Below are 15261 nucleotides of genomic sequence, written 5' to 3'. Positions count from 1 at the left end.
GAGCCGCTGTGCAGAGGTTGCCTGAGACATTCGCCATGCGATGCGCAAACAAGTTTTCTTCCTCGTGTTCGTGAAACTCAAATCTGCGAAAGAAGTCACTTCTGTTTCGCTTGATTGCCAATTCAATCAGGTATATACATATGGATACACGCAGGAGGCCGTCATGATAGAAACCAAAATTCGCAAAGTCGGGAATTCTGCGGTCATGACTTTGACGACTGAGATGCTGACAATTTTGGACGTCAAGGAAGGCGATAGTCTTTTCGTGGTGCGCAGCGATGATGGTGCATTGAAAGTTATGGCGCATGATCCTTCTGTTGCCGAAGCACTAGCTGCCGCAGAGATTGTAATGGATGAAAACAGAGATCTTCTTGAGGCGCTTGCGTGAAGCAGTTTACCTGGGTTCCGTTCAGCGCAATCATCGTCATCCACGACAGGCAAATTGCAAGACACGGCGGAGCCCCCGGATTACGAGATGTAGCTCTTCTTGAGATGGGCTGTGCTCGGGCAATGAACCTCGCCGCATACACAGATGCGGACCTTTCAGAAATTGCAGCTGCTTACGCTTTTGGCATCGCCAAGGCTCACGCGTTTGTAGATGGCAACAAACGCACCGCATTTGTGACTGCGGCAACCTTTCTCCGGCTCAACGGGCTTTCAATTCGCCCTGATCCTGTCCAAGGCGTCAGGATGATGGAAGACCTGGCATCCGGAGATGTGTCAGAAAGAGAGTTCTCGAATTGGATCAGAGAACTTGCCCGGCCGATATGAGCAGGGTGTACTGATAGCTTTTTCCACTGCAATTCAGTCTGAGTACTGTCTGACGTCAGAACTTATGGGTCCCTTCAGAGCAATTTGATAATATAGAGTTTCTGGCTCATCGTCACCACCGAGGAGTGGACGATGAGAAAGACAACCTGGTGATCTTCGGTCGCGTTCTGCGCGCCACCAATACTCCAAACTCCAGTAAAAAGCACTTCCAAACTTGGAGCAGACACACGTCGCTATATCACTTTTGCGACGTTTTGTTGTTTGGACACGACACGAATCGTCGTAAACTTATTAGTTGTCAGCCTGCCTTTCTGAATTTTGTTCTTCCGTATTTTTGTACTGGGCGACACGTAATTTTATACAGAGAAAGGATTTGTAAGATGCCTTGGAAAACCTGCGAAGTCACTGCGGCCGGACCGGCTGAAAACGGTGTGATCTACATTTCTCTGCGTGCAACTGATGGAAGCTTCCATCATTGGTTCAACGCAAATGCAACCTATGAGCGGGAAATGTTGGCGACGGCTTTGACGGCGATCAGTGCGACCAAGACCGTTTGGGCCCTGCTGACCGCGACATCTGCTTACAGCACGATTAACAGACTTTACGTGCGGGCCTGATCGCGCGGCAATTGTTACTCTAGCTGTGCGAAAAGGAGAATGTAATGTCGGATATAGAGAACCCACCTCTTGACACCGCCACTGAGACTTCTGCCGCCAAGTCAGTTGCAGGCAACGTGCAAAATCCACCGCTTGGCGGGGAGGCAGGGCCTGTTGGGAAGTCTGCCGTTATCATGAACCCAGAGTTGGAAGCCGCGGGATCATCACCCAGGGTGGCTCCGACAGGGGGCCCACCGTCCATAGAGAACCCCGTTCTAACGGCGCCCTCTTCCGTACCATCCAGTGCCAAAACGTATGTGGACAATCCCGAACCCGCGGCCAAGGCCGCCTCGGCGGGTGATGCAAAAAAAGCCGAGGCAAAGCCGAAGGCCAAAACCACTCGTCGGCGTACGACCAAAAAGACGCGCTAGACTTCGCGCTTGGCACATGCTCGGCGGAAGTAGTTCGTGTCTGCCGGGCAACCTTTAGCTTTTGGAGTTTTTGTTATGCCTATGCCATTTGATGGAGAAGAATTCACCTTTCACAATCCAGATGGAACGTCATTCAAGGTTCGTGGGAGTGGAAACCAGTTTTATGCGACCTTCGAAACTGAAGACGGCTTTACGATCGTCAAATGCGAGACCAGTCGCGAGTGGCGTTTTGCCGAAGCGGCCGCCGATGGTGCGCAGCTTGTAGCGTCTTCGTTGGCACCTGGTCGCGATGATCCCAGTGCAGCCGGTCTGGCCCAGCATTTGAGACCTTCACATGAGGTCGCAAAAGCTGATGCCTTACGGTCGCAAATGATCAGTGGGCGCCGACGTTGGGAAGACCGCTGGGCGGAGCGTGTGATGGCAAAGAAAGCTGCCCCCGGCGGCCCATTTGCCGCTCCGCCGTCAGGCCCGACAACCGGCACCTTTGTAGGGCTTTGCGTTTTGATCGATTTTCCGGACGTCGCAGGGACAATCTCGCAAAACGAAGTTACCAAGTATTGTAACGACGTTGGGTATTCCGGTTTTGGCAACAATGGTTCCGTGCGCGACTATTTCTTCGATGTGTCGGACGGAAAGCTGACCTACACCAATATCGTGACGGCATATTACACAGCCCAGAACAACCGCAGCTACTATACTGATGAAACGGTCAGCTTTGGAACGCGTGCCCGCGAACTCATCACTGAAGCCCTTGATGATTTGGTCGCCAACGGATTTGATTTCAGCGGACTGACTGCGGATGGGTTAGGTTTCATACATGCGCTGAATGTTTTCTATGCAGGCGATCGGGTAAACAATTGGGCCGAAGGGCTTTGGCCGCATTCCTGGTCGCTGGCGTCCGCTTACAATATTGGGGGTGGCAGAAAGTTCTTCGACTACCAATTCACCAATATGGGAGACGAGTTAACCCTTGGCACGTTTTGTCACGAAAACGGGCACATGATCTGCGATTTTCCAGATCTGTATGACTACGGGTACGAATCCCGTGGAACAGGGCGCTACTCGCTGATGTCGTCCAGCGGTAATCCCAAGAACCCAGTCCAAATAGATGCCTATTTAAAGCATGCCGCGGGGTGGACTTCGAACTTGACGACGCTGGCTCCGGGAATGACAGCAACCGTAAACGCCGGTCAGAACGACTTCTGTATCTTTCCACGCAGTGATACCGAGTATTTCATCATTGAGAACCGTCAACAAACGGGACGTGATACGGCGCTGCCAGATTCCGGCTTGGCGATCTGGCACGTTGAGGAAAGTGGAAGCAACAATAACGAGCAGATGACGGCTGCCTTGCACTACGAGTGCTCGCTGGAACAAGCCGATGGAAATTTCGATCTGGAGAACAATTCCAATTCAGGCGATTCCACCGACCTTTTCCCTGCCTCTGGGATAACAGAGTTCGATGACGCGACAACGCCAAACAGCAAATGGTGGGATGGTACAAGCTCGGGTCTGGAGGTCAGTAACATTTCCGCCTCGAGCAACACAATGACCTTCCAGGTCGGCGGTGCGGCAGTAGCAACATCACCCGCACTGACAGGGGTTTACAAATTGTTGCTGTTGAGCGCTTAAAACGGACCGGAAAGCTCTGCTGGGGCTTTCAGGCGCGGTCTGCGCGGCAACTGGGTTCGCCGAGAGCCTGTATCGCTTTTGGTCGAGGCACGAGCGAACGCACATCGAGGTCCAATAATTGCGCCTACACCTTTAACATCTATTTTTAGATGATCGTGCAGGCGCAATACTGGTCTAGCTATTATTCGTTAACAGGTACGTACAAGTCTCCACCCTCGCGGAACTTGGCGGCCATTGCCTCCATGCCCTCTTTTTGGGCTTCTGCCCGTATGTCGTGACTGATCCGCATTGAACAGAATTTCGGGCCGCACATGGAACAGAAATGCGCGACTTTGTGCGCTTGCTTGGGAAGAGTTTGATCGTGAAACTCCCGGGCTGTTTCGGGGTCCAAAGACAGGTTGAATTGGTCTTCCCAACGAAACTCGAACCGTGCGCGGGACAGGGCATCATCGCGACGCTGAGCGCCCGGCAAACCTTTGGCGAGATCGGCCGCATGCGCAGCGATCTTATAGGTAATGACCCCGGTTTTGACGTCGTCCCGATCAGGCAGGCCCAAATGTTCTTTGGGCGTGACATAGCAAAGCATCGCGCACCCGAACCAACCGATCATTGCGGCTCCGATTCCACTGGTGATGTGGTCATAGCCCGGAGCAATATCCGTGGTCAGCGGACCAAGCGTATAGAAGGGCGCCTCGTGGCAGCATTCCAATTGCTTGTCCATGTTTTCCTTGATCTTGTGCATGGCAACATGGCCCGGCCCTTCGATCATCACCTGACAATCTTTGGCCCAGGCAATTTTGGTCAGTTCGCCCAGTGTTTCCAGTTCGGCGAACTGCGCCTCATCATTCGCATCAGCGATTGAGCCGGGACGCAGACCATCGCCGAGGCTGAAGGAAACGTCATAGGCGCGGCAGATGTCACATATCTCGTCGAAATGTTCGTAGAGGAAGCTTTCCTTGTGATGATGCAGACACCATTTCGCCATGATCGAGCCACCGCGTGAAACGATGCCCGTCACGCGGTTTACCGTCATCGGCACCATGTGCAAGCGAACCCCCGCGTGGATGGTGAAGTAATCCACACCTTGTTCCGCCTGTTCGATCAGCGTGTCGCGGAACACTTCCCATGTCAGGTCTTCGGCGATGCCGTTTACCTTTTCCAGCGCCTGATACAGAGGAACCGTCCCAATCGGTACCGGGCTGTTGCGAATGATCCATTCGCGGGTGTTATGAATGTTGCGACCCGTAGACAGATCCATAACAGTGTCAGCGCCCCATCGGATCGCCCAAACCATCTTGTCGACTTCTTCCTCCATCGAAGAAGTCACGGCCGATGTACCCATATTTGCGTTGATCTTGACCAAGAAATTGCGCCCGATGATCATCGGTTCGCTTTCGGGATGGTTGATGTTGGCCGGGATGATGGCGCGCCCTGCGGCAACTTCATCCCTCACGATTTCCGGCGTTACATAGTCGGGAATGCTGGCGCCCCAGTCGTTGCCTTCGCGCGGCTCAACAACGGCTTCGCGCAGCTGGTTTTCACGGATTGCGATGAATTCCATTTCAGGCGTGATGATACCGGCGCGGGCATAAGCCAATTGGGTAACCGCCTTGCCGTCCTTTGCACGCAAAGGAAGCGGGCGCACTGGGAATTCGGGAGTCAGCCGATCTCCTTCAACAAATCCATTGTCTTCGGGTTTAATCTCGCGCCCCTGATACTCCTCAACGTCGCAACGTGCCTCGATCCACTTGCGACGGAGAGCAGGCAAGCCCTGCCGAATGTCGGTGGTTACATTGGGGTCGGTATAAGGACCGGAACTGTCATAGACCGGCAGGGGCGGCTCACCTGCGGTTGGATGAACGGAAATCTCACGCATCGGCACGCGAATGTCTGGATGCAGCGCTCCGTTGACAAAGAACTTGCGCGACGCGGGCAGTTCATCCGTAGTGATTTTGGGGTTGGGGACGTTCATGTTGGTGCTCCTCAAGCAGTTCAACTCAAAAAGACACCAGATGAGTTTGGCTTGGGGAAACGAGAGGGCAGTTTACCCCCTTGTTCGGAGAACGCCTGCCCTGTTCTGCAGCCTGCGCGCCCTAGCTTCCTACGCCAGTATCAACTGGGTCAGGTTCAAAGGGTCGCGTCGCCGGGCAATGCCCTGTCAGCCTCTCAGTCCCCTCGGTGGGACTCCCCTGCGTGTGCAAGACTTACTCTGAGAAGAGGCAAAGAGACAAGCATCAAAGATGCCAATCTTCGGTTTCAATCGGTTCGGGCAACTCATTTTAGCAAGATATCTGGCTCAGACCGAAATGGCGCATCGGATTACGAGCAGAGCACGATTTTGGCGCCTGCATTTCAAGTGCTTGAAACACGTATCGCTGAATGAACACTCAACTTTGAAGCCACCACCCAAGCGAGAAACAAACCCGCACTTCTGTCGCTCTACAAGGTTGGTTTGGTGTCTTCGTTGCCGACAGGAATAATGGGCACTATTGTCTTAGACATCAGCTCAATTCATCATATCAATGAACCGATGAAAAAAGAAGAAATGACCCTTGGAATCCTGGTATTTCCGGGATTTCCCATGGCATGCCTGACCTCGTGTATCGAGCCATTGCGAGCTGCCAATGAAATTTCTGGGCAGGATGCGTTCCGCTGGATGGTGGTTGCTGAAAAAAACGAGCCAGTGCAATCCTCTGCCGGGGTGGCCTTTTCACCCGACTGTACGCTGGCTGAAGTACGGGGTCTGGGTCGCTTGCTGTTTGCGTCCAGTCCAAACAGCGTTTTCGAAGACCCCTCAAAAGCGAACGCGGCCCTGCAACGATTGTTGCGCGGAAACACCAAACTTGGCGCAATTAGCGGCGGGGTATTCCCGCTTGCAAGAACCCGTCTGACCGAGGATCAACCCTTGTCCGTCCACTGGTGTTATGAGGCAGCTTTTAAGGCCGAATTTCCTGCAATCCCGATAAAGGACACCGTAGTTTGTACTGAAGGTAGTTTTACGACCATCTCAGGTGCATCGGCCGTGTTTGACCACATGCTGACATTGATTGAAGACAGCCTAGGCGGCGACGTGATGGCTGAAGTCGCCTGCTGGTTTCAGCACCCGTTTATCCGCAGCGCAACGATGTCACAAAAGGTTCCCGCCATTTCTACGGCGAAAAGCCAGGATTTACTGCCAAAGCAGGTGGCACGCGCCATTCGGCATTTTGCCGAACATATCGAAAGCCCTATTCAAATCAGCGAAGTGGCCGAGGCAGTCGGTTTGTCGGCACGCTCTCTGGAGCGTGGGTTCAAGAAAGCGACCGGTCAAAGCCCTCTCAATTATTACCGAAAGATGCGAATGAATCAGGCGCGGCAGTTGGTTCTGTATACCAACGATCCGATTACCGAAGTGGCTTATATGGTCGGATATTCCACGCCCGGTTCCTTCATGCGCCATTACCGCGAGACGTTTGGGGTGACGCCAATCAGCGACCGGCGTGCCAAGAATTCAATGCGTGTCGGCAGTGATGACGTGCTTCCATCGGGCTGAGCTCAGGCGATTGACCGCGCCGCAGCCACAAGCCCGTGGTGCAACGAACCCGCAGCAGACCGGGGGGCTAAGATGGCCATATGATCATCGGCCAACCGCCACAAAAACACCCCCAAATGTTCCATTGTTGTACGAATGGCCGAACCGGGCGCCATCGTACGCACCGGCGCATTGCTAAGCCGTTCGAACAGATCGCACAATCCAACCCCCGCCACATCAAATCGGCACCAGCCATCTGTCTGCTCGACCACCGAAGCGCTGCGTCCGGCTATTTCCTTCACCTCGGACGCCAGCAGTTCATGACTGTCATGCGGGGCGGTGATCATCCATTGATCAGGCCCCATCCAGATTGCGCCAAAGGGTGCTGCAATCACGGCGTGACCAGGTTCAGGCAGGTGCAATCCGATGTGATCAGCCAGCGCTTGCTGCATTACGGCGGATTGTCCCTTTCGGGCCGCGACCGAAGCCAGGGCCTGATCCACGACCTCGGTGATGCTGATCGTACCGATGTGATCAAGGCGAGGAGTAACGCCACGCAGTGGGGTGATTGCTTTTAGGTTATGCACGGAGCCTCTCCCCTTCCGGGTCAACGAAATGAGCACTGACGATTTCCACCAAGATTTCCTTATCTTCCAACGGATTGACCAAACGCAACTGCTCGCCATTGCGGTCGAACCCGCCTTTAACAAAACCCAAAGCGATGGAGCTTTGGAGGGTGGGAGAATAGGCTGCGGAGGTGACATAACCCTGATCATTTGCAACATCGACCGGCCCGGTCTTGTTCATCAGGTGCCCGCCCGCCAGCAGGGTGTCCTTAGCGTCCACAGGCTTCAGGCCAACCAGAGCCAGCACATCCGGAGCGTTCATTCCCTCACGACGACTGAGCACATTGCCAATACAGTCTTTCTTGTCGCTGACCATCCGACCAAGGCCAAGATTCAGAGCGGTGGTTGTTCCGTTAATTTCGTTGCCCGTAGCGTGACCCTTTTCGATGCGCATGACGCCAAGAGCCTCAGTACCGTAAGGCACCACATCAAACTCTTCGCCCGCTTCCATAAGCGCCCGCATCATGGCATCGCCATAACGGGTGGGCACGGCGATCTCATATGCCAGTTCGCCCGAGAACGAAATTCGAAACAACCGCGCGCGCAACCCGCCGCAGACGGTGACCTCGCCGCAGGCCATAAAGGGAAATGCCTCGTTCGATATGTCGAATTCGGGATCGACGATCTTTTGCAGCAGCTTGCGACTGTTCGGACCGGCGACGGCGTATTGCGCCCAGGCCTCGGTGGTTGAGATAAGTTGCACATCCATATTCGGGCACAGACATTGGCGCACGAATTCCATGTTGCGATAGACCAGAACCGCGTTAGCAGTGGTTGTCGTCACGACGAAATGGTCCTCGGCAAAACGTGCGGCTGTCCCGTCATCATAAGCCACGCCATCCTCGCGCAGCATCAGACCATAACGCACTTTGCCCACCGGTAGTTTGGCGAATCCGTTGGCGTAAACAAAGTTCAGGAAGTCAGCGGCGTCAGCACCCTGCACGTCGATCTTACCCAGTGTCGTTACGTCACAGACACCAACTGAATTGCGGGTCTGAAGAACCTCGCGATCAACTGACTGGCGCCAATGAGTCTCACCCTTGCGCGGAAACCATTGTGCTCGCATCCAATTGCCGACTTCGACGAACACTGCGCCCTGATCCTCGGCCCATTTGTGGCTGGGGGTCAGCCGGGTCGGGTGAAAGTCCTTACCAGTTGCGCGCCCCGCCAGAGCCCCCATCGCCACAGGCGTGTAGGGTGGTCGGAAGATGGTGGTGCCGGTTTCAGGGATCGACTTACCGGTCAGTTCCGCCATCACCGCAAGCGCACCGACGTTAGAAGTCTTCCCCTGATCGGTTGCCATACCCAGCGTTGTGTACCGCTTGAGGTGCTCGACCGAAGTGAAATTCTCCTGATGCGCCAGTTTGACGTCCTTTACGGTCACGTCGTTCTGGAAATCCAACCAAGCCCGTTTTGCGTCCTTCACATGCCAGAACGGCGACAGAGAGACTGGCGCATCCTGTGCGGCTGGCAAGTCAGCTGGCGTCGCGGTGATCCCAAGATCAGCAAGTGCGGAAACTGCAGCGGCCGCTCCACCCCGGAGTGCTGCGTCGGTTGTCAGCTCACCCTTTGCCGCTCCGGCTACGATCTGTCCGACGGGCAGACCTTCCCCCGGAACAAATGCATGAATATCCGCGTTCCAAACCGGTCGGCCTCGCTGATGACAGGTCAGGCCAAGGTTGGGGTTCCAGCCGCCTGACATCGCCAGCGCTTCGCAAAACAGATCGCGTGTATATCCTTTGGCGACCCTGACCCGAACCGCACTCAGACCGAGACGACCGGATGTGTTGATGATCTCGGCCCCCTTCAGAACTTCAGTCCCCTCAACATCTGGCGCATCGGGCCGCGTGTCGATGATGGCGGGCACCTTGACGCCCTGCGCCATTAGATCACGGGCCGTTTGGTGGGTGTCATCGTTATTGGCAAAAACGACAACAGATTGCGCAGGCGTTGTGGCCCAGCGATTGACATAGGCACGAACGGCGCCAGCCAGCATGATCCCGGGGCGGTCGTTGTTTTCAAACGCGATGGGGCGTTCGATCGCGCCAGTCGCAATCAACGCGCGCTTAGAATAGATGCGCCACAAGGTTTGACGCGGCTTGCCCGGAGCGGGTTCAGCAAGATGATCCGTGTTGCGCTCGACCGCGCCGTAAATCCCATGATCATAGGCTCCGAAAACAGTGGTCCGAGGCATGAGACGCACATTGCTCATGCCCGCCAGTTCCGCCTGCGTTTGCATAACCCAATCCGCACCTGAGTTTTCTGCCAAGGTGCAGGACTCGGCGATCAGACGTCCGCCCAGCTCGAAATCTTCTTCGGCCAGAATGACCTGAGCGCCCGCGCGACCTGCTGTCAGTGCCGCCGCCAAACCTGCTGGCCCCGAGCCGATAATCAGCAGATCACAATGCAGAAACCCTTTGTCATAAAGGTCGGGGTCGTCCTCTCCGGTCAAACTGCCCAAGCCGGCGGCCTTGCGGATGATGGGCTCATACAACTTTTCCCAGAAAGCCTTGGGCCACATAAACGTCTTGTAATAAAAACCTGCCGTTAGAAAATTCGAAAACCGGTCGTTGATCGCCATGAAATCGCGTTCCAACGACGGCCAGCGGTTTTGCGAACTCGCGTCCAGCCCGTCATAGAGTTCGGCAACCGTGGCACGGGTATTCGGTTCTTGCCGCCCGCCCGAGCGTAGCTCGACCAGCGCATTGGGTTCCTCGCTGCCTGCCGTCAATACGCCCCGAGGCCGGTGGTACTTGAACGACCGCCCCATCAGTCGCACGCCATTTGCCAGCAAAGCCGAGGCCAGCGTATCACCCTGAAACCCGCTGTAGGTCTTGCCGTCAAACCGAAAGTTCAGGCTGGTGCTGCGGTCAATCAGGCCGCCATTCAAACGATTCACCTGAGTCATTTAGCAGACCTTCCTGCGGTAACCGCCTTCGCCACGTCATGGGCAAGTTCGACACTCAGAATTTCATGAGTAACTGTGTTCCGCGTGACGACAAGCCACGAACGATCGCCCTGCTCGTGGTACCAAAGCTCACGGTGTTCGCCTGCTGGATTGTCGCGCAAATACAGATAGTCGTGGAACTCGCTCAGCGCGTTTTCACACTGCCAATCGGGCCGGTTGATAAGCGAGGCATCACCCAGATAGGTAAACTCCTGCGCATCACGCGGGCCAAGCAAAGGATGGTCAATAATCATCTGGTTTGCCCCTCAATGCAGGTTCGGTTGGGCGCCCTGCCCTTTTTCGTCGATCATGCGGCCGGTTTTAAACCGATCCAGCCTGTAAGCGGTGGCTACTTCATGCGGGCGGTCGGTCTTCAACAAATGCGCAAAGCAGTAGCCCGAAGCAGGCGTCGCCTTGAACCCGCCGTAACACCAACCGCCATTGAAATAGAGGCCGTCGATATGCGTCCTGTCGATGAAGGGCGAGCCGTCCATGGACATGTCCATGAGCCCTCCCCAACTGCGCAAGAGGCGCGCGCGTCCAAGTGCCGGTATCAGAGAAATCCCGCTTTCCACGACATCTTCGACAACTGGCAAGTTACCCCTTTGGGCGTACGTGTTGTACATGTCGATATCGCCCCCGAATACCAGCCCGCCCTTGTCGGATTGGCTACAATAAAAATGTCCAGCGCCATAGGTGATTACGCCCGGGATGAAAGGTTTTAATCCTTCAGAAACAAAGGCCTGCAGAACGTGGCTTTCGATGGGAAGGCGCATTCCGGCCATCGCCATCACCCGGCTGGAACTGCCCGCAACCGAAACACCAACCTTTCCGGCCCCGATGTATCCGCGGGTTGTCTCAACACCCCGAACCGCACCGTTTTCGATGCGAAATCCGGTGACTTCGCAGTTCTGAATAATATCTACGCCGCGCATATCGGCCCCGCGGGCGTAACCCCAGGCCACCGCGTCATGCCGCACTGTGCCGCCGCGCCGATGCAACAAACCGCCCCGGATTGGAAAGCGTGCATCGTCGAAATTGAGGAACGGGTACATCGCCCGAACAGCCTCGGTATCCAGAAGCTCAGCGTCCGACCCGTTCAGGATCATGGCATTCCCCCGACGCCGCGCCGCATCGCGTTGCGCATCTGAATGGACAAGGTTCAGAATTCCACGCTGGCTGACCATCGCATTGTAGTTAAAGTCTTGTTCCAGATTTTCCCAAAGCTTGAGTGAAAACTCATAGAATGGCTCATTTCCGTCCAGCAAATAGTTCGACCGAATGATTGTCGTGTTCCGCCCGACATTGCCGCCGCCTATCCAGCCCTTCTCCAGAACTGCAATACGTGCCGCACCGAATTCCTTGGCAAGGTAATAGGCTGTCGCCAACCCGTGGCCGCCACCTCCGACAATGACATAGTCGTAGGCCTCCGCTGGAGCGACGTCACGCCATTGCGGGGTCCACCCTTTGTGACCGGTCAGGGCCTCTTTGAGGATTCTCAGAGCTGAATAGCGCATGAAAGCTCCTGTTCGTTGCAGCCCTCAATCTGCGCTGAGAAAAGTGCTTTTTGCAGATGTTGTTTCGGACAGAAAATTATTCAAATACGACAAATTTGCGATTAGCGCCGGTTGTGTCGCCAAGTTTTGATCGCGGGTGACCTGATCACGTGTGTTGGCCCCTGTTGCTTTCAACTCAATCGCGAGCATTATTAATATGACACATATGAAAGGCTGCCCTTTTCACAAAGGCGTAGGTTTGCCCTTTGGTTATTTCCGGTCGCACCTCTCTGTGTCCTGTCGTGACATGGAAGAGATCGTGGAGGAAAGGGCCTTGAAATCATGTTCGGACGCTTCAAAGCCTGGCGCCGCATCGCTACCCGATACGCAGGTCCTCCTGTCGGCAATCGCTTTCGCAGCTGCCATTCTGTTCAGGCAATAAGTCTGGAGCCTAACAATCAAATTGAACCATCCAAGTGGGCCTGATCAGAGGGGCAATTCAAGCTTGCAAGCCATAGTCAGTCGATTTGGATCGACAATGTAAGGCAGCCCATCAAAATCGCGCAATGCAGTTCCTCTGCGCTCATTGTAAATGCAGATGCACCCAAAGCCCATTCAATGGGAAGGTTCACGCCCCAGGAACGGTTTACGTCACTCAGACAAGTCTCGTATGACAAAGTGCTTTGTCGTTGTCTCAACAACTTCCCAATAGCCCTGAAAGCCGTTTGGAATCATAAAGCTGTCACCGGTGCGAAAATCCTGCCGCGTCCCGTCTTGGTGAATCAACGCGCAATGTCCTTCAACGATGTAGCAATACTCATCCTTGTCCGTGAACGCGTGCCATTTCCCAGGAGTTGATGTCCACGTGCCCGCCGAGAGTGCACCGTCGGGGCTGGTGAAATGCATTCCGACCTTGTGGTGAGGATCCCCCTCTACCACGCGATCCGGCAGGTCGGAAAGGCGGCGCTCGCTGCGCGTTGCGGGTTCGTCGAACAGGTTGATGACTTGTACATTCATTGCAAAACCTCCGAATTCGGTTGCATCTTTGTTTCGTTTGCTTCGGCCTGGGCTGCGGTTACGGCGATCATGTGCAGTATATCCTCGGCCGAACATCCGCGGGACAGATCATTGGCCGGTTTGTCCAGCCCCTGCATGATCGGGCCGACGGCCACTGCTCCTCCGACCCGCTGGGCGATCTTGTAGGCGATGTTGCCGGATTCGAGGTTGGGAAAGACAAAGATGTTCGCATCGCCACCCAGTGGCGAGTCCTTGGCCTTTTTCTCCGCGACTTCGGGCACGAAAGCTGCGTCAAACTGCAACTCACCGTCGATGAGAAGGTCCGGTGCCGCCTCCTGGGCCAATCGCGTGGCCTCAACGACTTTGGTCACGGCTGCACTGCTGGCGCTGCCACGGGTCGAGAACGACAACATCGCGACCCGCGGAGTATCCTGCGTCAACGCCCGGAAACTACTGGCTGAAGCCAGTGCGATCTGGGCCATTTCTTCTGCAGAAGGATCAACGACCAGACCGCTATCCGCAAAGACATGCGCGCCTTTTTTGATGTGGTGACCCTCGCAGAACAGCATCAGAAAAAAGCTGGATACAAGCTTTTCGCCGGGTTTTGGACCAATGACCTGAATGGCAGTCCGCACGATCTCAGCCGTGGTTGCTACGGCACCGCCAAGGGTTCCGTCCGCAAGCCCTTTCTTCACCATCAGCGCGGCGAAAACATGCGGTTTGCGCGTTTCAATCCTGGCCTGTTCCTGCGTGACGCCCTTGTGCTTGCGCAGTTCAAAAAACAACGCTGCCAGATCATCGAAACGTGCTGACGAGGCGGGATCTTCGATTTCTAGTCCGCCACCCGGTTGGGCGTTCAGTGATGCGAGCTGGCGTAAGATAAGCTCCTCTTCCCCCACCAGCACAATTCGGGCGACACTCTTCTCCCTTGCTTCAACCGCAGCTTCGACCGCGCGGGGGTCAGACCCTTCTGACAGAACAATTTTCTTTTGCGATTGCGCAGCATTTTTGAGCAGTTCTTCCAACGGCTTCATGACAGGTCCTTTTAAAAATGCACGAGGTAGACGCCCACCAGAACCAGCACGGCGATAAAGACGGTCTCGGCGACGATCAGTGCGATAGCCTGTCCCCCGACATCCAGAATGCGCTTGAGCGAAGTTTTCATCCCAACCGCTGCAATCGACACCAGAAGCGCCCAGCGGCTGAGGCTGGCCATGGCCGAAGAGATGACCTCGGGGATGAAACCAAGAGAGTTCAAGGTCGCGAAGATCAGAAAGCCCACGACAAACATCGGCAAAATCGGAGGCCGTTTCCCCTCGTCTTCACTGAACTCCGCATAGCGGCGGACAAGGGTAGAAATCACCAGAACGACCGGGGCCAGCATCGCAACACGGATCAGTTTAACCATCGTCGCAACTTCGCCAGCCTCATCCGAAACGGAAAAACCGGCACCGACAACCTGAGCGACGTCGTGAATGGTACCGCCCAGAAATACTCCCGAGATCTGATCGTCGAAATCAAAGGTCTCGGTCAGGATCGGGTAGGCGATCATCGCAACCGTGGATAGCACGGTCACCGACAGAACGGTGAAGATCAGATTGCGTTCGGAGTGTTCGTTCTTTGGCAAAATGGCGGACAAAGCCATCGCGGCAGAGGCACCGCAAATCGCAACCGAACCGCCGGTCAGAACACCGAACCGCCAGCCACGACCAAGCAAGCGCGCGCCGAGCAATCCAAACAGGATCGTCAGAATGACACCCGTTATGACAACTGCGATCAATTGCGGCCCAAGGCCAACCATCAACTCAACAGAGATACGTGCACCCAACAGCGCGACGCCAAAACGCAGAACGGTACGTGCGGTAAACTCGATCCCGGCCTTGCAGCTTCCGCTGTCTTCCTCGGCCAGAAAATGAAACGCAATGCCAAGCAAAAGCGCCATCAACATCGCTGGCGCACCGTAGTGTTCCGACAGAAACTGCGCAGCTACAGCCACAACCACGGAAATCAGAAATCCATGACCGTTTCTGCGAACGAAATCTTGCGCCCACGACAGGGGCGTCCGGGATGCATTTAACGCCTGCATCATGTTTCCTCTGTGCAAAAATGCGCCCTCCAGACCGGAAGGCTGAATGAAACCCGGACCCGTTTGAGCCCGGGTTTCATACCTGCTTAGGCGACCCCGGCCTGTTGGTTCATGTCGTCGGCGCTGATGCCTGCGACTTCGACGGGCT

General features: G+C 55.2%; 13 protein-coding genes and 1 riboswitch. Of the genes, 5 read left to right on the top strand and 8 right to left on the bottom strand.

All coding sequences use genetic code 11. The annotated features are described in order from the left end of the window. The first annotated feature begins 40 nt into the window (after window positions 1-40). The 4 genes from GOW98_RS25695 to GOW98_RS06360 all read left to right on the top strand — a co-directional run bounded on the left by GOW98_RS25695 (window position 41) and on the right by GOW98_RS06360 (window position 3430). Window positions 41-388 carry a hypothetical protein gene (locus GOW98_RS25695; RefSeq protein WP_254437922.1) on the top strand — a complete coding sequence of 116 codons (348 nt, stop codon included), beginning with the start codon at window positions 41-43 and terminating at the stop codon, window positions 386-388. After that, entirely contained in the window at window positions 385-771 is a 387-nt protein-coding gene (locus GOW98_RS06370; protein WP_170330236.1) for a type II toxin-antitoxin system death-on-curing family toxin, read from the top strand. Before GOW98_RS25695 ends, GOW98_RS06370 begins: the two co-directional genes overlap by 4 nt. A 380-nt stretch (window positions 772-1151) precedes the next feature. Further along, the gene (locus GOW98_RS06365) at window positions 1152-1388 is read left to right on the top strand and encodes a hypothetical protein (protein ID WP_170330235.1); all 237 of its coding nucleotides are present in this window, start codon (window positions 1152-1154) and stop codon (window positions 1386-1388) included. 446 nt (window positions 1389-1834) lie between these two features. Further along, complete coding sequence (locus tag GOW98_RS06360; RefSeq protein ID WP_217359426.1) at window positions 1835-3430, top strand: M6 family metalloprotease domain-containing protein; 1596 nt, start codon at window positions 1835-1837, stop codon at window positions 3428-3430. A 181-nt stretch (window positions 3431-3611) separates the two neighbouring features. On the opposite strand, the gene thiC is transcribed toward GOW98_RS06360, so the two are convergent. Next, complete coding sequence (gene thiC, locus GOW98_RS06355) at window positions 3612-5402, bottom strand: phosphomethylpyrimidine synthase ThiC (RefSeq protein WP_170330234.1); 1791 nt, start codon at window positions 5400-5402, stop codon at window positions 3612-3614. Window positions 5403-5511: 109 nt separating this feature from the next. Further along, window positions 5512-5631, bottom strand: a riboswitch (TPP riboswitch). 329 nt (window positions 5632-5960) lie between these two features. Here thiC and GOW98_RS06350 point away from each other — a divergent pair. Continuing rightward, the gene (locus tag GOW98_RS06350; RefSeq protein WP_170330707.1) at window positions 5961-6962 is read left to right on the top strand and encodes a GlxA family transcriptional regulator; all 1002 of its coding nucleotides are present in this window, start codon (window positions 5961-5963) and stop codon (window positions 6960-6962) included. 2 nt (window positions 6963-6964) lie between these two features. Here the strand turns inward: GOW98_RS06350 and GOW98_RS06345 are convergent, their stop codons facing one another. From GOW98_RS06345 to GOW98_RS06315, 7 genes are all read right to left on the bottom strand, one after another. Then, window positions 6965-7528 carry a sarcosine oxidase subunit gamma gene (locus GOW98_RS06345; protein ID WP_170330233.1) on the bottom strand — a complete coding sequence of 188 codons (564 nt, stop codon included), beginning with the start codon at window positions 7526-7528 and terminating at the stop codon, window positions 6965-6967. After that, complete coding sequence (locus GOW98_RS06340) at window positions 7521-10475, bottom strand: sarcosine oxidase subunit alpha family protein (RefSeq protein ID WP_170330232.1); 2955 nt, start codon at window positions 10473-10475, stop codon at window positions 7521-7523. Before GOW98_RS06340 ends, GOW98_RS06345 begins: the two co-directional genes overlap by 8 nt. Then, entirely contained in the window at window positions 10472-10768 is a 297-nt protein-coding gene (locus tag GOW98_RS06335) for a sarcosine oxidase subunit delta (RefSeq protein ID WP_170330231.1), read from the bottom strand. Before GOW98_RS06335 ends, GOW98_RS06340 begins: the two co-directional genes overlap by 4 nt. A 12-nt stretch (window positions 10769-10780) precedes the next feature. Next, window positions 10781-12031 carry a sarcosine oxidase subunit beta family protein gene (locus GOW98_RS06330; protein ID WP_170330230.1) on the bottom strand — a complete coding sequence of 417 codons (1251 nt, stop codon included), beginning with the start codon at window positions 12029-12031 and terminating at the stop codon, window positions 10781-10783. Window positions 12032-12661: 630 nt separating this feature from the next. After that, window positions 12662-13027 (bottom strand): cupin domain-containing protein, encoded by a 366-nt coding sequence (locus GOW98_RS06325; RefSeq protein ID WP_170330229.1) that lies wholly within the window; start codon window positions 13025-13027, stop codon window positions 12662-12664. After that, the gene (pta, locus tag GOW98_RS06320) at window positions 13024-14061 is read right to left on the bottom strand and encodes a phosphate acetyltransferase (protein ID WP_170330228.1); all 1038 of its coding nucleotides are present in this window, start codon (window positions 14059-14061) and stop codon (window positions 13024-13026) included. Before pta ends, GOW98_RS06325 begins: the two co-directional genes overlap by 4 nt. Before the next feature lie 11 nt (window positions 14062-14072). Further along, entirely contained in the window at window positions 14073-15116 is a 1044-nt protein-coding gene (locus GOW98_RS06315) for a YeiH family protein (protein WP_170330227.1), read from the bottom strand. Window positions 15117-15261 lie beyond the last annotated feature (145 nt).

Origin of the sequence: Ruegeria arenilitoris (genome assembly GCF_013032445.1) — a bacterium.
Classification (GTDB): Bacteria; Pseudomonadota; Alphaproteobacteria; order Rhodobacterales; family Rhodobacteraceae; genus Ruegeria; species Ruegeria arenilitoris_F.
Note: the sequence above shows the minus strand (reverse complement) of the source record. Positions and strands in the feature narration are given on the sequence as shown.